This window comes from Kangiella sp. HZ709, from assembly GCF_009674675.1.
GTDB lineage: Bacteria > Pseudomonadota > Gammaproteobacteria > Enterobacterales > Kangiellaceae > Kangiella.
Window position 1 is genome coordinate 791627 of record NZ_WKJC01000001.1, and the last position, 18199, is coordinate 809825.

Genomic DNA, 18199 nt, shown 5'->3' on the forward strand with positions numbered 1-18199 from the left:
GTTAAATAAACGATAGCAAAAACAAGACGGCCAACTTCGCAAAAAGTTGGCCGTTTTTATAGACGTAGCTTTTATGGGTTAGAAACTAAGATAGTTTAGTAAATAACTCTTCCATTTTAGTAATCAACTGTTGTTGTTTTGCTTCCTCCAATGAATCGGTATGAGGCGTTGAAAATTGTTTAGAGTCATTGTCATAATATTTCCCTGTCGCATCTGCAAACTCTTCGGACAAAGCAGCTCGATAAAGAATATCTGCACCAATACTTAAGTTTGAGCCGCTGACCCCAAAACCTTCTTTGACCATTTTACTGCCAAGCAACGAACCTGGGTTTACTGCAATTATTGAAGGACCATTGACAAGGTTCTTTGCCATAAAATTAGACCAACTGGTTATTGCTAGCTTACTTTGCGCATATGCATCTATATCCGTCAACTCCCCTTCACCCATTAAAGCTTTTAAATCGACCCGCGCTTGTGCTGCTGAAGAGAGATTAATTACACGGCCATCATTTGGCATAACCGGAAGTAATTGTTTTGTTAAAATATAAGGCGCTAAAGTATTAACCATAAAGCGGATATCAATTCGCTCTTTGGTAAGAGTATTCTTTGTTTTTAAAATACCAGCATTGTTTATTAAAATATCTACTGAGTCATACTGACTTTTAATTCTACTGGCAAAATCATACACCTGTTGAATATCAGATAAATCGCACAAACAGGTATCGACCGATGACTTCGGTTCGACCGTCAAAAGTTCTTGCCTAACCTGATTGAGTTTATCTTCACTACGGCCATGTATGATAATTCGGTGTTCGGTTTTAACTAATAATTTAGCCGTCTCAAATCCTATACCATCTGTAGCACCGGTTATTAGAATTATTTTTTGCATTTGTAATATCCTTTTATTTAATTCTCTAACTATAACAAATGTTTTCTTTGCGTTTAGGCACTTAGTCGAAATTTGTTACAACTTATAAGTGTAACCATCCTAACTTAGGATTAGACTGAGACATCCCCATTATCAGGAGTAACGTTATGAGGCTTCTATTATCGACTTTGGTTTTTTGTTTAAGCTTATTTAACCCTGAACTCTTTGCTGAAAGCATATTATTTAAAAATTCGAATATTGTCAGCATGAAGTCTGAAGCTGTTGATGAAAAGCAAGATTTACTTGTTATTGATGGCGTTATTAGCTCTATCCAAAAAACGGGACATATCTCAGTTGGAGAAGATACCTTTATTATTGATGCCACGGATAAGTTTTTAATGCCCGGGTTATCTGAAATGCACGCCCATGTTCCAGGTGATAAAGATCTCGAGACCCGAAATCACTATCTTTATTTATACTTAATTAATGGTATAACCACTATTAGAGGGATGTTGGGAGACCCATCCCATCTAGTACTGCGAAAAGAATTGGCGCAAGGAAAAACTGCTGGACCTCGATTAATCACCTCAGGACCATCTTTGAATGGTAACTCGATAATCTCTGTTAAACAGGCAAAAAAAATGGTGCAACAACAAGCCAAAGCTGGCTATGACTTTCTAAAATTACATCCCGGCCTTAGCAAAGAAGAGTTCATCGCTATCGCTGATGAAGCTAATAAATTCAATATACCGTTTGGAGGTCACGTTTCTGATGATGTTGGTTTAGAGCTCACATTTGCCAAACGACAAGCGACTATTGATCATTTGGATCAATTCTTCCGGCCTCTTTTTGCGGATATTCATGCAGACAAACAACAAGATCCGCAGCAGTTCTTTGGGATCAACTTTGTTCCTTATATCGATAAAAGTAAGATTAAACACTTCGCTCATTTTTTTTCTGAGTCTAATTCATGGTTAGTGCCAACGGAAACTTTAATGGACAATCTGGCTAACGAAATAACTGCCGAAGAGCTTGCAGACAGAGATGAAATGAAATACGTATCAGCGAGTCTTGTTAATAGCTGGAAAAATGCAAAGAAAGGATTCAACGCACCCAAAGAAATCAAGCAAGGTTTTTTAAAGTATCGTGCAGAATTGTTAAAGGCGATTCAAAAAAATAATGGCAAAATTTTATTAGGATCTGATGCACCACAAATTTTTAATGTGCCAGGTTTTTCCATTCATCGAGAATTGGAACTCATGGTAAGGAGTGGTCTATCGCCTTTTCAAGCATTGCGAACAGGCACCGTTAATGCAGCTAAATTCTTTAACGAATCTGATAAAGCAGGAACATTAGAAGTCGGCAAAAGAGCGGACATTGTTGTTTTAAGTAAGAATCCTTTAACTGATATAAAGAACACCAAGACTATTCAAGGCGTTCTTCATAAGGGTATTTGGATTAACCAAGATAGTATTGATAGATACTTAAAGAACTATCTTAAACGGCCTTCTAATTAGACTCTTGCTCGAGCTCCACAAACTCTAAGATAGGGGTATCATTGATAAAGAGATCTTCAATGGTGCCTTTACCATTTCTGATCTTTACTGCTACATAAACTTCATCATCATTATTTCTTGAGCGGCGTTGTACGTTCGCTTCGATCGCTAGTGCCTTGTGTTCCGGCGCATAATAACGATCAAAAGGAATATGTACTCGTAACTTTTTATTGACCGAATAGTATCCTGATTTAACTCTTATGTAATTATTACCTTCAGGTTTTTTAATTGTCACCGAATCGAAAACTGCATAGCCTTTTTCGTTTCTTGAGAGGTTGGCATAAACCCAAGCATGGCGTTTATAATTATAATTGTCTTTATCTTGCTCAATTAGCGGAATGTGATTCTGTTCAGCTTCGAAGCTAAGAACGACATAACGACCGCGAAAAGGATCATAAGGATCAATTGGCCGCACTTTGAATTTATATAGTTCGCCATATTGCAAAGTTTGCTGCTGCTCAAAAATCATATAGCCAGGAACTAACAGTTGAATCGCAAAAACCAACAAGACTAAAGGTAACCACACATTCTTTTGATATAGTTTTTTTATAATATTAGTCATTAGCCATCTCCGAATTTTGTAGTGTAGATTTATTATGCTGACGACTAAACCAAATATTAACTGCTATAAAACCGCTACCAATTAAAATAAAAGCAAAAGCTTTAATGAGTATTCCAATATCACTATCAAAGAAACGAATTAAGATCAGACAGGACATCCATATCAAACCAGCATTCAACAGTAAGGCTCTATTGAGTTCGACCGCGCGAATGATGATTAAAGTCGAGGTACAGAGTATAAACAGGTTCATAGCAATAATAAGAAGACTGTAACTTGAATAACTCTGAGCAAAATGAAGAATGGCAAAGACCGCCGAGATGCTTACTAACATTAGTAACCGTTGATACCAGTATAAGCGTGACCAATACCTAATTAGTACCCACGTGATAATGCCGAAGGCTACAAAAATTAGCAATGCATCCAAATAAAAACTAAAACCGTAAGCAAGATCAAGTCTACTGTAGCCCCATACCCAAGAGTCACCATAGCTTAAGATTAAGCTAAAAGAACCGATGCCTAATGCACCAGTGCTGGCTAATGGATTTCGCCAAAACCCCATCTCTGTTAATCCAAAAATAGATTTGCCGAGCCCATAAAAAGCTACAGCCATTAGTAATAAAGATATGATGGGATACAAGCTCAATGGAGAGTCACGATATACTGCACTCAGCATTATTGATAAAGCGAAACCGAAGGTGGCCAACCAAGTGCTCCAATAAAAAGTGCCGTTACGCTGATTATGATAAAAATCAATCCATAATGGCACAAAAGCAATAAATAGTAGCCAATAGGGATCGCCTTGAAAAGTGCATAACCAAACCACTAAGGCGGTCAATAAGATAAGAACTAAATTTGAACGCATCAAATAAGCCAATGGCAAACCTAAGGCGAACCAAGTAATAACAAATCGCTCCAAGTCACCATAAATGTGATAAGTTTGCCCTATCAAACTAATGCTAGCGGCGATAGCCATAAAGGTTAAGCCGGCCGACGCCTCTCGCCAAGCCACAGAAGTAAAACGTTGGCGATAAGTATACAAGCAAAGTGATTGCGCTATTACTAAGGGTAAAAAGGATAAGAAGGTTCGAGCAGCTTTGCCTAGAACTTCCCAATTATGCGCAAATAACATAATAACCCCGCCACCAATTAACAAGGCACCCAAAGCCACCAAAATACCCGTAGTCCATGAAGTATTGCTGGTACTGTCTTGACTTTGCTCTATCCGATAATAAGCTTGAATCTCATCACTTTGTTGCTGACTAATAAGACCTTGTGATGACCAATCAACAAGTTCGCTCTGTAGCCAACGAGATTTTTTAACAGAAATTATTTTGCGCTTATCCATACATCATAAATGGGTTATTGTTTGAATAAATTGACCATAGCATAAATTGAAAAACTTTAAAGCTAGCCAGGACAGGCCTTAAATAAAAGTTGAACTAAAAATATAGAAAGCAATTAGTTCTTTAAGTCAATTCAAGTTATATTAGTAACCAGTCAATTCTTACTAAGTTCCTTAACTGTAATTTATGCTGCTAATATTATTCATCACCATCTTATTAATTTTTGTATGCGTGGTTATACATTACGAAGCTTTGTATCGTTTTGATAACCTATGTCAACTAATGAATATACAGGGACGAATTAAGGTTGCTGCAGGCTCTATTTGGGTGCTAATAGCCCATACCATAGAAGTATGGCTGTTTGGTTTAAGTTATTACCTGTTAGTCAATAACATAGAGAAAAATTCACTAGTGTCACCACAAGGTGAAGTTTTTCAAAGCTTTATGGACTCGGTCTATTTTTCTTTTATCTCCTACAGTAGCCTTGGTTATGGAGATTTAGTTCCAGCTGGGCCGATTCGATTTATGGCTGGCACAGAAGCTTTAGTAGGACTAGTTTTAATTGCCTGGAGCGCTTCCTTTTTATATTTAAAAATGGAAACTAATTGGAATAAGAATTAGCAAAAGAAAACGGACAAAGATTATTGATTTAATTAAGCGATCGTTTCAGCGATCACTTCTCTTTCACTTATGCTGTTAGCGTAAGCTCTTATCTTAGCTGAGCTAACCGCACCATTGATAAACTCAAGTGCACGATAACTGATACTTTTGTCGGCAAACAATTTACGCACTTCCAGTAGTCTCTCTTCTGCACCATCACCTGCCTCAACTTCGATATAATGTTCAGTTTGATAATCGTAGCTAGGTTCATTGGATAAGCGTTCTACTTTAAAATCCTCGCCAAATCCAAATCGAGCATCTTCAGCAAAAGAAGACAGATCGTCCTCATGAATATCAACATCAAGGTAATAAAGCTCGCAACCATCCAGAGCAGCCATAGTATTCACTTTTAAAGGGTAATTCGCCTTTAAAGCTTTTAACCGTCCTGCAAAACTTTTTAAAGCACTGTTTTGTATCACTAAAAACATCTTGTTTCTCCAGTCCATTATTTAAGTACGCTGAATTAAGACAAGTTTAGAAATATTGAACCTTATTACTGTGATTAGATTCGGTGGTCCTGCCATCATAGGTTTACTTAACTTTCTCAGTTAACCCTTAGATCGGTAACTTTGCGTCAAAAGCTTTCGCTTGATTTGCCCTTTCGTCTAAACTTGCTGGCTATAAGAATAATATAATTCTCAAAGATTTTGATAACCGTGTCACAAAAAAATATGACGACTCAAGATTTGCTACCGTTATAGAACCCTATATCATTGTATTTTATAACTATTTTTTTTATTTGGTGGTAAATATTTCTCTTTTTATCCTGTTCGCTCTGTGTTGAAAACACATCTAAATCCACTGATTGAAGACAATTATGGATATTTAGTGTCAATTTTTGTCATCACTGTTGGTGCTTAGCAGTCGCTTGAGGGTATTTATAAGGGAGTTAAATACATTGAGATGATTTTAGACATAAAAAAGCCTCGCATAACGAGGCTTTTGGGTAGTAAAGCTATTAACCAAGATTTGCAGAAGCAAATTCCCAGTTAACCAGCTCCCAGAAATGGTTTAAGTATTCTGGGCGAGCATTACGGTAATCTACGTAATAAGCATGCTCCCAAACATCAACCGTTAATAACGGAGTCATGCCCGCTTCTGTTAATGGTGTTGCAGCATTGCTGGTATTCACAATCTCTAAATCGCCAGCAGCATTCTTGCATAACCAAGTCCAACCAGAACCAAAGTTACCAATAGCACTTGCAGTAAATTTTTGTTTAAAGTCAGCAAAAGAACCAAAGGCAGCATTAATAGCTTCCGCTAAAGTACCTGAAGGCTCACCACCACCGTTCGGGCTAAGCGAGTGCCAGTAGAACGTATGATTCCAAACTTGTGCAGCATTATTAAAAACACCACCTTCTGACGTGCGAATAATTTCTTCCAATGACATGTCAGCCATATCAGTGCCGTCGATCAAATTGTTTAAATTCACTACGTAAGCATTATGGTGTTTGCCATAGTGAAAATTAATGGTTTCTTCTGAAATATGCGGTGCTAAAGCATCTCGCGAGTAAGGCAATGCTGGTAATTCAAATGCCATGGTTTGCTCCTATCCTAAATGATAAATAACGCTAATCTAAAAAAACAAATTCTAGCACGAACCCCATGCGGACCCAATAGGGTTTATTGTTCCAATAATCAGTACTAGCAGATCGTAAACTTGTGTTAAGTGTCTAATAATTAACCTAATTAACTGGTAGGATCATATTATTAAAACAGTGAATAAGAGGTCAAGGATTATGAGCTTATTATCAACACATCAAAATATAACTTCGGAGCCGACTAAACTATTGGTCGATTGGTCTGCGGTCCTATGGTCAGGAATCACTACAGCCGCCTTATCGCTACCCATTTTATTTTTTGCTTTACCTGGCTTACTTGGTATCGATACCAACAACATTATTCAGTATTGGTCTGCTATGCTTTTAGGAGCTCAAGTAATAACGGTTCCGTCTGACTTTTCGGTTGTTTTATTCTTTACAGCTATCATTAGTCATTTAGCTATCGCTTTAGTTCTGAGTACTGTGATTGCATCAATTTTTCATCGTTTTGGAATTCTAGTCGGTATCACTGGGGGCGCCTTAGTCGGCCTAGCTTATTACTTCATCAATATATACAGTATGACTTATTTCTTTAACTGGATGTACTTCTTAGAAGGTCCGGTATTTATGTTGTTTAATATGCTCTTAGGAGGCATGGCAGGCTTTTTCTATGAATCTCTAGAAATAGAACAGTGGGAAGACCCAAAGGACTACAATAGCTCAATGTCTTTAAATTATTAGAGCGTTATTATAAATAAGTGGCACTGTTATATATGGACATTAAATGCGGATAGGAAATCGACGATTAGGTCGTAAATTACTACCACTTAAAAATGCTGGTTTTCGAGGCGCGGGAAAAATGCGTCTTTTGATTGCTTTGGCCATTGGTGTTTTTGGACTGCTATCTTATTGTTCCTCACACAAATACAACCCGGTGACTGGCGAAAAACAGTATTTGTCGATGACCACCAGTCAAGAAATTGCCATGGGACTACAGGCAGTCAATCAGATGGCTGCTAAACATGGCGGTTTACATCAAGATCCCCGCTTACAAGAATTTCTCGACTCCGTTTGTATGAGGATTATTGAGCAAAGCCAAGCTCGTGAAACTCAATGGCGGTTTGAATGCCACCTTTTGGCAGACCCTAATGTAGTCAATGCATTTGCTTTACCTGGTGGTCAAATGTTCATTACCTACGCACTTTTTAGGCAGCTGGAAACTGAAGGTCAGTTAGCTGGAGTCATGAGCCATGAGATTGCCCATGTGGTGGCTCGGCATTCAGCGCAACGAATTGCCAAAGCCCAACTAACCCAAAACTTGATCCAAGCGGTGTTAACCGGTTCAGATAGCCAAGGCATGGGGCAAATGGCCTCTATGGTCGGTAACATGATTAATATGAAATATGGACGTGATGATGAATTACAGTCTGATACTATTGGGGTAAAATTTATGGCTCAAGCGGGTTACAACCCTCATGCATTAAAAGGCGTTATGCGGATATTAAACCAGGCTGCTCAGAGTCAAAAGAGACCTGAGTTTTTTAGTACTCATCCAAATCCAGAAAATCGAATAGAAAAAATAGAAGCCGCCATCAACCAATTATTCCCACAAGGTTTACCTAAAAATCTAACACCTTAGCCCTAACTTTTGCTTAGACTAATCTAAACTGGTGAATCGCAGCCAAATCACCTATGATTATTGGCAATCAAAATAAAAAAGAATTCTTCATGAAATTACTAGTACTTACTTGCGCTTTTATCAGTGGCTTTTGCATTATGACCGTTGAACTTCTAGGTGGGAAAATTTTATCGCCTTACTTTGGAGGTAGTGTTTTCGTCTGGGGCAGCATTATCACTGTCTTTATGCTAGCGCTATCTATTGGCTATCTACTGGGTGGCAAATGGTCGCTATCACAGCCCTCTACTAAAAAATACGGCTCATTATTCTTAGCCGCAGCACTTACCGTTTTACCATTAATTTTAGCGCACGATGCTATTTCAGATTGGGTATTTGAATTAATTGAAGATCCAAGATACGGTTCCTTAATAGCATCAGTAATTATGTTTTTTATCCCCACCACTATTTTAGGGATGATAGCGCCTTATTCAGTGCGATTATTAGTCTCTTCGACTCAGTCTAGTGGTCAAACGGCAGGCTTCTTATATTTCGTATCAACTCTCGGTAGCGCCCTAGGTACACTTGCTACCTCATTCTATTTTGTGAAATACTTTGAGTTGGATCATATTTTATACGGCGTAGTGGTGGCTCTTTCTCTAGCCGGAATATGCGCTATTTTTTTTGGGCCCAGGTATTTGATTTCTGAACAGCAGGAACAACACAATGCTTAAAATTCTATCTTTGCTAACGAGTATCATTTTATTTTTTGCAGCAAATGGCGTTCAAGCTAAAACCATTGAAAAGAAGCGTTCACTCTATCAAAACGTCTATGTAGTAGAAGAACATGGAATGCGTTGCTTGCGTTTTAGGAAGAAAAATAAAAATGACTTAAGCCAATCCTGTATTTTTTTAGATACTCCAGAAAAACTCGTTTTCACTTATTACAAACAAGCTATGGGTGTGACTTACTTTTTAGATAACCCTAAAAATATCTTAATCGTTGGTCTAGGCGGTGGAATCTTAGCCAATACTTACGCCGAAGTTTACCCTCAAGCTCATATTACTTCAGTAGAAATTGATGAAGTGGTTGCGGAAATGGCCAAGAAGCACTTTGGCTATGACGACTCAGCCGCTAATAAAGAAACTCACGTGCGTGATGGCCGCGTTTTTGTAAAAAGAGCTATCAAAAAAGGTTTAAAATATGACTTAATTCTATTGGATGCTTTTAATAGTGATTATATCCCCGAGCATATGATGACCAAAGAATATCTTGAAGAGGTCAAACAGCTGGTCACTGATGACGGTATCATTATGGCAAATACTTTTAGTAGCAGTAAATTATTCGATCACGAGTCTGCGACCTACCATTCTGTATTTGGTGAAATGTACCAGATCATGCTGCATGAAGGTAAAACGAATCGCGTGATTATCGTGAATAAAAATGGCCTGCCAGAAAAGAAAGACTTGCTTCCTAAAGTGAATCAAATGAAAGGCGAACTCAATTACTATGGGGTTGATGCTTTTGCTTTATACGATGCAATGTCTAAAGATGTAAACTGGAATACCAAGGCAAAAATATTAACCGACCAATTTTCACCTGCTAATTTATTAAAAGATTAATAAGAGGCGTGACGCCTCTTATTCTTCGATGTTTATTCCCTTGTGCTTAGCGCGCATTTTCCATTTGATTTTCGCAAGCTGTTGCATATCCGCCACACGGTCAACCTCATCCATAATCTCAACTCCTAACAAGGTTTCTACTATATCTTCTAGAGTTACTAAACCTTTGGTTGCACCGTATTCATCAACCACTAGTGCCATATGATGTTTTTGTTCAATCATATTCTTTAAGAGTTCAGCTAGGTTTTTATTGGCATAAATCACTTCAAAATCCCGCTTAATATCGGAAACCAAAGTGTCTTGATGACCTTCACTCTTCATTCGATAGATATCATCTTTTAGGACAAATCCATTGATTTGATCGATGTCTGAATCGTAAATTGGGAACCTTGAAAAAGGGGCTTTAAGTGCGATCTGATAAGCTTCGCCGATGCTGGAATTTTCCGGAATACCGGATATTACGGTTCGAGGGGTCATAACAGCTTCAGCGGTTAGCGACTCAAATTGAAATAAATTTTTAATCACTTTTAATTCATATTCTTCTAGATCACCGGCCTCTTCGCCAACATCGGCCATAGCGACAAATTCATCACGATTAAATAATGGCACTTCCTTATCTTTAGCAATAAATCGAGTGATTTTTTCTGAAATCCATATTAGTGGATAAAGCAATTTTATGATCCAATGAATAAACACAGACACTGTCGGCGCCAGATTTTTCCAGAAAACCGCACCAATGGTTTTAGGAATTATTTCCGATAAAATTAAAATCGCTAATGTCATGGCTGCCGAAAAAGCACCGATCCAAGCGCTTCCAAACACTTGGGTAGCCTTCGCACCCGCTACAATCGCACCGACCGTATGGGCAATAGTATTTAAGGTTAAGATCGCAGCTAAAGACTGATCGATATTCTCCATTCGTACTTTAGCCAACAGAGCAGCCTGCTTTGGATGCTCCTGCTTATGATGCTCAATATAGCCAGGACTGATACTTAACAGCACCGCCTCAGCAATCGAGCAAACAAAGGAAACCCCGATAGAAAGTACAATAAAGATAATTAAAAGGTATACGTCGCTCATTACGCCGCTATTAATTTGATATCAAAAGATTAATTGATTATATATAAAGCATGCACATAATAAAAACTACTATTACCCTCATTTCTTATAGATGAAGGCAATAGACCTAATTCAAACAGAACTCTGGGAGTTTGATTAATAGAAGATAAAATATGATTATTTATTTCTAAGTGAGGCGTAGCGATAATTTAAAATTCGATTTTACTAAAGCAAATCAACAGCTTTAAATTACTGCTACAACAAAGCATAAGAAGAAGTAAGCAATTTTATCAGTTAAAACTTAGGCTTATTCTTCTCTTCCCACTCTTTCTGCTGCTGCTTCACTAACTTATAAGCCTGAAACAGCTGCTTATGAAAAGGGACCATCATAGCAATTCCAGCTACAATCATAACCCAAGGATAATAAGGCCAGTTAATCAGGTTAATTAACGCAGCTTTACCCGTTTCATGAAGACTATACATTTCGTAAGCGGCAAACATGATGAGTATCATCCCTAAAACATTTAGGATCATTTTTAACGGAGAAATTTTTGGTTGTTCATAACTCATAAGAATCCAATCCTTTGTTTTAATCTAGGAAACCTTGTTCTTTCATCCATTCATCGTTATACATTTTTGATAAATAACGATTACCAGTATCACAAATTAACGTAACTACTCGTTTCGGCTCGGTTTGTTCACGGCAATACTTTAATGCTGCAGCTAGCAAGGTTCCGCTGGAAGAACCGCCCATGATGGCTTCTTTGGTCATCAATTCACGCGCCACCATTAAGGCTTCTTTATCAGAGACATAATAGGCTTTATCGAATAGTTTCATATCACAAATATCAGGAATAAAGTCTTCGCCAATACCTTCCACTAGCCATGAGCCAGCTTCAACCATTTCTCCAGTTTCATGATAGTGCGCTAGAATTGAGCCCTCTGGATCGGCCAAAACCATCTCCATGTCAGGGTTTTGCTCTTTTAAATAACGACCTAAGCCGGTTACCGTTCCGCCGGAACCAACACCTACAACCATAGCGTCGATTTTGCCAGCAGTTTGCTGCCAAATTTCAGGGCCTGTGGTTTTGTAATGTGCGGCAAAATTTGCTGGGTTGGCAAACTGATTGATGTAATACCAGTCATTTTCTTTTGCCAAGCGTTCAGCCATATCTTGATAATACTCTGGATGACCTTTCATCACATCTGAGCGCGTCCAAATCACTTCGGCACCCAATGCTTTCAAGTTATAAGCTTTCTCTTTAGACATTTTGTCGGGCAAGACGATTTTTAGTTTGTAGCCTTTTTGCGCCGCAACCAAAGCTAAGCCTAGGCCAGTATTGCCAGCGGTGGCTTCGATTAGCGTATCGCCTGCTTTGATATCGCCCGCTTTTTCAGCGGCGTCGATCATGCTAACGGCAATTCTATCTTTAATAGAGCCGCCTGGGTTTTGCGATTCAAGCTTGCCAAACAACTGACAAACGCCAGTGTCCATTTTTTTAAACTCTACCATTGGCGTGTTGCCAATCATCTCTAAAACGTTATCAAAAGTATTCATATGAATTGCGGTGCTAAGCCTTTCAAATTGGGATATTTCGTTGGGCGCTACTTTACCACAAAGCCCATAAAATTGGAGCAAAAAGATCTGCTCCAACCAGTCTTTAGGCAAGTGACTTATCCTATGGGTTACCGCATACTAGGCGCACTTTTAAAAGGCCAATAAAGCTCAGAATAACAATGTTAGATCGCGCCAGTGTCATTGACGAAAATTTCCAAATTGCAGTAAAAACTTCTAAGTTCCCAGCCAAGCTAAGCAATATATCAGCAGCCGTAACTCAGTTATCCCCTAAAGAATTTGTGGAGCTTTTCGAATCACAGCTAATTAGTCGTCATTTGGACCTGCGTGCTCGCAAACTTAAAGATCAAGGTATCGGCTTTTATACCATCGGCTCTAGCGGGCATGAAGGCAATGCAGTATTAGGTAAAGTTTTTCGTCATACTGATATGGCTTTCTTGCATTATCGTTCTGGCGCTTTAATGGTTCAGCGCTCGCGTCACTTGCCGAACATCGATCCTATTCGCGATCAAATCTTGTCATTAGTTGCTGCTAAAGCCGATCCTATTTCACAAGGCAGGCATAAAGTCTTTGGTAGCAAAGAATTATTCGTGCCCCCGCAAACATCTACTATCGCCTCACACTTACCGAAAGCAATGGGGGCCGCTTGGTCACTAGGTAGAGCTGAGCGGAATGATTTTGGTGCCGAGATACCAAGCGATAGCGTTATCTTGTGTAATTTTGGTGATGCGAGTTTCAATCACGCCACTTCACAGTCAGCCTTTAACACAGCGCAATATCTAGCCTATAAAGGTGAGCCGCTGCCATTGGTCTTTATTTGCGAAGATAATGGTATCGGTATTTCGGTTTCCACCCCCGATAATTGGGTCGAAAATAATGTAAAAAACCGCCAGTCTATAGAATACATTCAAGCCAATGGTCTGCACCTTCCTGACGCCTATCTGGCAGCACAAGAAGCCGAAGAGATAGCCCGTATCGAGCGCCGCCCGGTATTCTTACATCTAAAAACGGTCCGCTTAATGGGACATGCCGGTAATGATACCGAATCCATGTATCATTCAATGGACAAAATCGAACAAGACGAGGCACAAGATCCTTTACTTCACTCAGCGAGAATTTGTATTGAATCTGGCTATTTATCAGTGGGCGAAATTTTAGATTTATATGAACAAACTCGTGATAAAGTTGAAGCAACCGCCAAGCAAGCGATCGAACTACCGAAGCTATCAACAGCTGAGGAAGTATGCTCGGCAGTTGCTCCTGAGCGACCCGCTCAAGAAAAACCTCCAATTGCTAAAATCACCAAACGCCAAGAGTTATTTGATATCGGTCGCCAGTTTAAATTCTTAGATAAGCCACGCAGCATGGCGCAATTAATCAATTACGCCCTCACCGATTTAATGGAACAATATCAAAATACCATTATGTTTGGTGAAGATGTGGGAAAAAAAGGTGGCGTTTACTCAGTCTCCACTAATTTGCAAAAGCGATTTGGCGAAGCCCGTGTTTTTGATACGTTGCTCGATGAAACCAGTATTTTAGGAACAGCGATTGGTGCAGCTCACCTGGGTTATCTGCCCATTCCAGAAATACAATTCTTAGCCTATACGCATAATGCTGAGGATCAAATTCGCGGCGAAGCAGCAACCTTATCCTATTTTTCTAATAATCAATTCACTAATCCAATGGTTATTAGAATTGCTGGCCTTGCTTATCAAAAAGGCTTTGGCGGACACTTCCATAACGATAATAGCTTTGGATTCTTGCGCGAAATTCCAGGTCTTATCCTCGCTTGCCCGTCCAACGGTTTAGATGCCGCGAAAATGATGCGTGAAGCTGTACGCCTTGCTGACGAACAAAAACGTGTAGTGGTCTTTTTAGAACCCATTGCTTTATACCATGCTAAAGACTTACATGAAGCGGGTGACAATGCTTGGTTATGCGAATATCCACATCCGAGTGAAACTATCGAGTTTGGCGAGTTTGGTTTAAAACCTGCAGCCAATCAATCAAAAGAAACCTTAATTATTACTTATGGCAATGGTCATTATTTATCACAACAAGCGCAAAAGATTCTAGCAGACAAGCATAAAACTGATGTTGCCGTAATGGACTTACGTTGGCTAGCACCGCTTAATCATCAAGCCATTGCCAAAGAAGCCACCAAGTACAAAAAAATATTGATTGTGGATGAGTGCCGCAAAACGGGATCGCTATCAGAAGAATTAATTACTGGCTTAATTGAAAATTTAGATAAACCGCCACAAATAAAACGTATAACAGGCCACGATACCTTTATACCAATCGGCACATCTTGGGAGTACGTGCTGCCTAGCAAAGACGATATTGTTAGCGCTGCACTCGAACTGAAAAAATAATTTTACAATCAACAAGTCATATTTGCATTGCTGTTTTATCTTAAATTGCCTAAACTAAAATTTAGCTTTTTTTGGGGGAATGGACATAGAACTAGTCAATTCAAAAACAGGGAAATCAACCTACGATAAGGGAACACGTTTTGTTAGAGTAAAAATTCCGAGTGAATTTATTAGTCTTGGTATGAATGTAGCCAAACTAGATAAGCCTTGGAAAGAGGTCCCCGTTTCATTTCAAGAGTTTACTCTTAACTCAGAAACCGATGCAGAAATTCTTAGACAGCACTGTAAATTTATTTATATTGAACTCGAAGAAGATTACTGGGATACCATTAAGCACATATACCCTCCAACTGATGCTGAACCTATTCATCCAGAAGCCAAAAAATTACAAGCAGAGTACCCCAGAGCTAAAGAAACCTATGAGGAAGCAAAAGATTTCATCGCTCAAATGATGGAATCCGTCAAAAGCGACAATGTTATCGACATAAAACAATCAAAAACCATTGTTAATAAATGTATAAAAAGCATTTTTGCTAATCCTAATGCTATGTTTTGGCTTAGTAGAATTAAAAAGCAAGATGCATACACCGCAGAGCACTGCTTAAGGGTATGCGTATTAGCTATTGCATTTGGTCATTTCTTGGATTTGCCCAAAAGCCAAATAGCTACGCTCGGTTTATGCGGGATGTTACACGACGTGGGAAAAATGAAAATTCCTAATGAACTTATCAATAAACCTGGTCCGCTCAATGAGACCGAGTATAAACTCATGAAAGAACATACTAGGTTAGGTTACCTCTATTTAAAAGAGCAAGGAGGCATTGATGACTTAGTTTGTAGAGCTGCTATTGAACATCATGAGCGAGTTGATGGTAATGGTTATCCTAATAACTTGTCTGAAGATAAGATCCATTTCTTATCGAAGATAATCTCAATAATTGATTGCTATGATGCCGTCACAAGCACTAGAAGTTACCGCGCTGCCTACACCCCTCATCAAGCTTTAAACATTATTTACAAAGAACGCGCAATCCATTTTGACCAAGAATTAGTAAAGCAATTTATCAGGATGATTGGTGTTTATCCTCCTGGAAGTTTAGTTGAAATGACTAATGGAGAAACTGCGATCGTATTATCAGCTAATCCTGATCATAAATTACAACCCAAAGTAGAGTTAATTATTGATGAGCATGGAATTTTAAGAAAGCCCAAAGTGATAGACCTTACTCTTGATAACTATGATGAAAGCAATCAAATTTATAAGATTAAGAAACCTTTAACTGACGAAGAAATAAGTTTAGATCTAGGAATTATTATTAAAGAAATGCATTAGAAACCTCTCGCTGTCAAAGCATGCATAGCATGCTCAAGTCCCTTGCCCATCACATTTCAATACAACATTTATACAATTTTATTATTTTGAGAGCGCCGAATATTTAAATATAGCTATTGGCCGCTAAAATATTCTATTAACAGCATAATAGAAATTAATTTTTGATTAGCCCCTTGAGACCCTTTTTAGCAAAGCTAGGTAAAGCAAAGGCTGCTGAATGAAGTTCTTTATTATAATAATCAAACTCCAAACCTGACTCTTCTACCCTTTTTGATTCAAAATCATTAATTGGATGATACTTTTTACTGGCAAAAGTAAAGCTCCATAATCCGCCAGGATAAGTCAGGTTAGAAAAGCTATAAAGATAGCAAGCCGGGAAAACTTGATTTAAGACTTTCAGTAACGATTGCTGAATATCCATGGCGTACCAAGATGACTCGCCTTGTGATACCACAATACCGTTATCGCTTAAACACGCATAAATATCTTTATAAAAATCTTCACCAAACAAAGGCTGTGCAGGCCCTATCGGATCAGTAGAGTCAACAATGATCACATCAAACTTTTCATTGGTATTTTTTACGAACTCTACCCCATCACCGATGATTAAATTCATCTTAGGATGGTCTAAATCTTTAGAAGTTTGCGGTATATATTCACGACAAGCATCAACCACCATCCCATCAATTTCGACCATGGTGCACTTTTCCACCGAAGTATGGCGTAACACTTCACGAGCCGTGCCACCATCGCCGCCACCAATCACTAAAACATTCTTGGGGCTTGGGTGAACAAACATAGGAACATGGGTGATCATGTCATGATATGCAAACTCATCACGCTCGGTCACCATTATCAAACCATCATTAAGCAGCATCTTGCCATGGCCTTTAGTCTCAACAACGTCTACGGTCTGAAATTCACTTTTACCTGAGAAAAGAACCTTCTCTACTTTTAAGCGTAATCCAAGAAAATCCTTGAATTTCTCTTCTACCCATAAATCAGAGTTCATAATTTTCTCCTTTCAAATCCAAACGTCGGGGTTGTCTAACTTCATTTTGTGGTTTTAAGTAATTGGCAAAATTAACTTTATATCCGTTGTCCAAATCAGACTCTACTCGGTCCTTTAAGATATAGTGCTTTGGTAAAAACTTTTCAGTAGAGGCTGCAAATTTCATTTCATTAAATGTCACTATATCAAATGATACCGGATTTAGAATTTGCAAAATAGTTGGCGCTAATTCGATCAAGTTCAAGCTCGATTCGAAGCTCACATAACTTGAGTGTGCTTGAGGGGTAACATGAATGGTTAAATAGTCATCATCTTTAATTGCATTTAAAGAATATCCAAAAGGTTCAAATGCAAAGTCATCAAGCTCGAATCCTTGTAACCACTTATCAAACTGAAAATATTCGCGGATTTCAGCGACATCTAATCCTTCCCGGGTTAAATGCTCTGACGCATCTTCACTGATCTGATACGCCAATAGCTCATAAGTAATATCGTCCTTAGCGGCTTGATAAGGATGCAGCGAGTGAAACAAATAATTATGGTGGGAATACATTTCGCCAAAACGATAAGCTTTGCCATCGGTGTAGCGTTTCAGTTGCTTAACGTCATCTATAAAATTAGTGGGTTGGGCATAAGCAAAGTATTCATTTTTCCTTTGATAGATCACCTGCAAAATAGCAGCCGCAGGAACCTGCTTTACAAAATATTCAACCGCATTGACTAACCGTGTATTGCCACAAGTCAGTATTACCAGCCTATCCTGCCAAACAAATAAGCTGGACTCGGATAGCAAAAAAGCGCGACACGATTGATTCACAACAGAAGACAATATTTTTGCCTGGCACTGCTCTACCATTTTTGACCAGAAGTCATCATTGAAATCTTGCAGCAGTGATAATTGCTGTGCATCTATGATAATTTCAGCTTTCTTTTCTGAGCCTTCAAAAAACAATAGGGTGTCCTCTTCGTTAAGCCCAAGTATCCTAATTTATAGTTACAATTAGATTGTATAAGTCGCGCTATTTTACTACCGAATAATAATGTCGCCAATTCATTTTTGCTGGCTTAGGACA

Annotated in this window: 18 protein-coding genes and 1 riboswitch; of the genes, 8 read left to right on the forward strand and 10 right to left on the reverse strand. The window is 38.7% G+C overall.

Features of this window, described 5'->3' with window-relative positions; translation table 11 throughout:
* Positions 1 to 85: 85 nt before the first annotated feature.
* A complete protein-coding gene (locus tag GJS41_RS03535) occupies positions 86 to 889 on the reverse strand; it encodes an SDR family NAD(P)-dependent oxidoreductase (protein ID WP_154245932.1) in 804 nt (267 codons plus the stop codon).
* 146 nt (positions 890 to 1035) lie between these two features.
* Between GJS41_RS03535 and GJS41_RS03540 the strand changes: the two genes are divergently transcribed.
* Positions 1036 to 2385, forward strand: a complete 1350-nt coding sequence (locus tag GJS41_RS03540) for an amidohydrolase family protein (protein ID WP_154245933.1) — start codon at positions 1036 to 1038, stop codon at positions 2383 to 2385.
* Here the strand turns inward: GJS41_RS03540 and GJS41_RS03545 are convergent.
* Complete coding sequence (locus GJS41_RS03545) at positions 2378 to 2986, reverse strand: GDYXXLXY domain-containing protein (RefSeq protein WP_154245934.1); 609 nt, start codon at positions 2984 to 2986, stop codon at positions 2378 to 2380. The genes GJS41_RS03540 and GJS41_RS03545 overlap by 8 nt on opposite strands.
* The gene (locus tag GJS41_RS03550) at positions 2979 to 4331 is read right to left on the reverse strand and encodes a DUF2157 domain-containing protein (protein ID WP_154245935.1); all 1353 of its coding nucleotides are present in this window, start codon (positions 4329 to 4331) and stop codon (positions 2979 to 2981) included. The genes GJS41_RS03545 and GJS41_RS03550 overlap by 8 nt, the downstream gene beginning before the upstream one ends.
* A gap of 184 nt (positions 4332 to 4515) precedes the next feature.
* Here GJS41_RS03550 and GJS41_RS03555 point away from each other — a divergent pair, with 184 nt between their 5' ends.
* The gene (locus GJS41_RS03555; protein WP_154245936.1) at positions 4516 to 4950 is read left to right on the forward strand and encodes a potassium channel family protein; all 435 of its coding nucleotides are present in this window, start codon (positions 4516 to 4518) and stop codon (positions 4948 to 4950) included.
* 32 nt (positions 4951 to 4982) lie between these two features.
* Here the strand turns inward: GJS41_RS03555 and GJS41_RS03560 are convergent, their stop codons facing one another.
* Together GJS41_RS03560 and sodB are read right to left on the reverse strand one after the other, a co-directional pair.
* Positions 4983 to 5417 (reverse strand): hypothetical protein, encoded by a 435-nt coding sequence (locus GJS41_RS03560; RefSeq protein WP_154245937.1) that lies wholly within the window; start codon positions 5415 to 5417, stop codon positions 4983 to 4985.
* Between the two features lie 79 nt (positions 5418 to 5496).
* Positions 5497 to 5597, reverse strand: a riboswitch (cyclic di-GMP riboswitch).
* A gap of 350 nt (positions 5598 to 5947) precedes the next feature.
* Positions 5948 to 6529: a superoxide dismutase [Fe] gene (gene sodB / locus GJS41_RS03565; RefSeq protein ID WP_154245938.1), complete on the reverse strand. Its 582-nt coding sequence runs from the start codon at positions 6527 to 6529 to the stop codon at positions 5948 to 5950.
* A 199-nt stretch (positions 6530 to 6728) separates the two neighbouring features.
* Here sodB and GJS41_RS03570 point away from each other — a divergent pair, with 199 nt between their 5' ends.
* The 4 genes from GJS41_RS03570 (at position 6729) to GJS41_RS03585 (ending at position 9768) form a co-directional block, all read left to right on the forward strand.
* Complete coding sequence (locus GJS41_RS03570) at positions 6729 to 7271, forward strand: hypothetical protein (RefSeq protein ID WP_154245939.1); 543 nt, start codon at positions 6729 to 6731, stop codon at positions 7269 to 7271.
* Between the two features lie 43 nt (positions 7272 to 7314).
* Positions 7315 to 8169, forward strand: a complete 855-nt coding sequence (locus GJS41_RS03575; protein WP_154245940.1) for a M48 family metalloprotease — start codon at positions 7315 to 7317, stop codon at positions 8167 to 8169.
* Between the two features lie 89 nt (positions 8170 to 8258).
* Positions 8259 to 8879, forward strand: coding sequence for a fused MFS/spermidine synthase (locus tag GJS41_RS03580; protein WP_154245941.1), 621 nt, complete (start codon positions 8259 to 8261; stop codon positions 8877 to 8879).
* Positions 8872 to 9768, forward strand: coding sequence for a spermidine synthase (locus GJS41_RS03585; RefSeq protein ID WP_154245942.1), 897 nt, complete (start codon positions 8872 to 8874; stop codon positions 9766 to 9768). Before GJS41_RS03580 ends, GJS41_RS03585 begins: the two co-directional genes overlap by 8 nt.
* Positions 9769 to 9786: 18 nt before the next feature.
* Here GJS41_RS03585 and GJS41_RS03590 read toward each other — a convergent pair whose 3' ends face one another.
* The 3 genes from GJS41_RS03590 to GJS41_RS03600 form a co-directional block, all read right to left on the reverse strand.
* A complete protein-coding gene (locus GJS41_RS03590) occupies positions 9787 to 10848 on the reverse strand; it encodes a hemolysin family protein (protein WP_154245943.1) in 1062 nt (353 codons plus the stop codon).
* A gap of 273 nt (positions 10849 to 11121) precedes the next feature.
* Positions 11122 to 11397: a hypothetical protein gene (locus GJS41_RS03595; protein ID WP_154245944.1), complete on the reverse strand. Its 276-nt coding sequence runs from the start codon at positions 11395 to 11397 to the stop codon at positions 11122 to 11124.
* Positions 11398 to 11416: 19 nt separating this feature from the next.
* Positions 11417 to 12385: a PLP-dependent cysteine synthase family protein gene (locus GJS41_RS03600; RefSeq protein WP_154245945.1), complete on the reverse strand. Its 969-nt coding sequence runs from the start codon at positions 12383 to 12385 to the stop codon at positions 11417 to 11419.
* Between the two features lie 179 nt (positions 12386 to 12564).
* On the opposite strand from GJS41_RS03600, the gene GJS41_RS03605 reads away from it, so the two are divergent.
* Together GJS41_RS03605 and GJS41_RS03610 are read left to right on the forward strand one after the other, a co-directional pair.
* Positions 12565 to 14781: a thiamine pyrophosphate-dependent enzyme gene (locus GJS41_RS03605; protein WP_154245946.1), complete on the forward strand. Its 2217-nt coding sequence runs from the start codon at positions 12565 to 12567 to the stop codon at positions 14779 to 14781.
* Between the two features lie 79 nt (positions 14782 to 14860).
* Positions 14861 to 16114, forward strand: coding sequence for an HD-GYP domain-containing protein (locus GJS41_RS03610; RefSeq protein ID WP_154245947.1), 1254 nt, complete (start codon positions 14861 to 14863; stop codon positions 16112 to 16114).
* A gap of 154 nt (positions 16115 to 16268) precedes the next feature.
* Here GJS41_RS03610 and speE read toward each other — a convergent pair whose 3' ends face one another.
* Together speE and GJS41_RS03620 are read right to left on the reverse strand one after the other, a co-directional pair.
* Entirely contained in the window at positions 16269 to 17126 is an 858-nt protein-coding gene (gene speE / locus GJS41_RS03615; protein ID WP_154245948.1) for a polyamine aminopropyltransferase, read from the reverse strand.
* Positions 17116 to 18078: an adenosylmethionine decarboxylase gene (locus GJS41_RS03620; RefSeq protein WP_154245949.1), complete on the reverse strand. Its 963-nt coding sequence runs from the start codon at positions 18076 to 18078 to the stop codon at positions 17116 to 17118. Before GJS41_RS03620 ends, speE begins: the two co-directional genes overlap by 11 nt.
* Positions 18079 to 18199 lie beyond the last annotated feature (121 nt).

Bases quoted from the DNA above. Each gene is read 5' to 3' on its own strand.
- GJS41_RS03535 (WP_154245932.1), bottom strand. From the start codon at position 889: ATGCAAAAAATAATTCTAATAACCGGTGCTACAGATGGTATAGGATTT.
- GJS41_RS03540 (WP_154245933.1), top strand. From the start codon at position 1,036: ATGAGGCTTCTATTATCGACTTTGGTTTTTTGTTTAAGCTTATTTAAC.
- GJS41_RS03545 (WP_154245934.1), bottom strand. From the start codon at position 2,986: ATGACTAATATTATAAAAAAACTATATCAAAAGAATGTGTGGTTACCT.
- GJS41_RS03550 (WP_154245935.1), bottom strand. From the start codon at position 4,331: ATGGATAAGCGCAAAATAATTTCTGTTAAAAAATCTCGTTGGCTACAG.
- GJS41_RS03555 (WP_154245936.1), top strand. From the start codon at position 4,516: ATGCTGCTAATATTATTCATCACCATCTTATTAATTTTTGTATGCGTG.
- GJS41_RS03560 (WP_154245937.1), bottom strand. From the start codon at position 5,417: ATGTTTTTAGTGATACAAAACAGTGCTTTAAAAAGTTTTGCAGGACGG.
- sodB (WP_154245938.1), bottom strand. From the start codon at position 6,529: ATGGCATTTGAATTACCAGCATTGCCTTACTCGCGAGATGCTTTAGCA.
- GJS41_RS03570 (WP_154245939.1), top strand. From the start codon at position 6,729: ATGAGCTTATTATCAACACATCAAAATATAACTTCGGAGCCGACTAAA.
- GJS41_RS03575 (WP_154245940.1), top strand. From the start codon at position 7,315: ATGCGGATAGGAAATCGACGATTAGGTCGTAAATTACTACCACTTAAA.
- GJS41_RS03580 (WP_154245941.1), top strand. From the start codon at position 8,259: ATGAAATTACTAGTACTTACTTGCGCTTTTATCAGTGGCTTTTGCATT.
- GJS41_RS03585 (WP_154245942.1), top strand. From the start codon at position 8,872: ATGCTTAAAATTCTATCTTTGCTAACGAGTATCATTTTATTTTTTGCA.
- GJS41_RS03590 (WP_154245943.1), bottom strand. From the start codon at position 10,848: ATGAGCGACGTATACCTTTTAATTATCTTTATTGTACTTTCTATCGGG.
- GJS41_RS03595 (WP_154245944.1), bottom strand. From the start codon at position 11,397: ATGAGTTATGAACAACCAAAAATTTCTCCGTTAAAAATGATCCTAAAT.
- GJS41_RS03600 (WP_154245945.1), bottom strand. From the start codon at position 12,385: ATGAATACTTTTGATAACGTTTTAGAGATGATTGGCAACACGCCAATG.
- GJS41_RS03605 (WP_154245946.1), top strand. From the start codon at position 12,565: ATGTTAGATCGCGCCAGTGTCATTGACGAAAATTTCCAAATTGCAGTA.
- GJS41_RS03610 (WP_154245947.1), top strand. From the start codon at position 14,861: ATGGACATAGAACTAGTCAATTCAAAAACAGGGAAATCAACCTACGAT.
- speE (WP_154245948.1), bottom strand. From the start codon at position 17,126: ATGAACTCTGATTTATGGGTAGAAGAGAAATTCAAGGATTTTCTTGGA.